Origin of the sequence: Bradyrhizobium sp. 33ap4, assembly GCF_032654765.1 — a bacterium.
Classification (GTDB): Bacteria; Pseudomonadota; Alphaproteobacteria; order Rhizobiales; family Xanthobacteraceae; genus Bradyrhizobium; species Bradyrhizobium australafricanum.
Window position 1 is genome coordinate 1 of sequence record NZ_JAUMTJ010000269.1, and the last position, 563, is coordinate 563.

A 563-nucleotide genomic window follows, 5' to 3' on the forward strand; every position below is an offset into this window, starting at 1 on the left:
GACCGGGACTGGCAAAACCTGGTTGGCATGTGCCTTCGGACGCCAGGCGGCCAGGCTCGATCATTCCGTCCTTTATTTGCGTATGCCGCGCTTGTTCGAAGACCTCGCCATGGCCCGTCTCGATGGTCGCTTCCCGCGCCTCATCGATAAGCTTGGACGGGTCCAGTTGCTCATCCTCGACGATTGGGGCACCCACACCCTCAATGACCAGCAGCGCCTTGATCTCCTCGAAATCTTCGAAGAGCGCTACAGGCGCAAATCGACCTTGATTACCGCTCAGCTGCCCGTTGCCCAATGGCACGACATGATCGGCGAGCCAACCATCGCAGATGCTATCCTCGACCGGATCATCCACAACTCCCACCGTATCGCCCTCGAAGGCGACAGCATGCGAAGGAAAAAAGCCGCGCGCCCCTTGACCGACGTCGAAAACAGCGAAACGAATATCAACTGACTTCAACAACCAGGCAACCAAAAGCCAGCGCCGCCACGCTGTCCGCGATTTAGCGAAACTGCTGTCCGTCAGTTAGCGAAACCGCTGTCCCGTTTTTGCGAAATACGCA

At 57.7% G+C, this 563-nt stretch carries 1 protein-coding gene; it reads left to right on the forward strand.

Going from position 1 to position 563, the window contains the following annotated elements:
- Positions 1-454, forward strand: a 454-nt coding sequence (locus Q2M23_RS43860; RefSeq protein ID WP_316399571.1) for an ATP-binding protein, incomplete at its 5' end; no start/stop codon positions are given.
- Between the last annotated feature and the right edge of the window lie 109 nt (positions 455-563).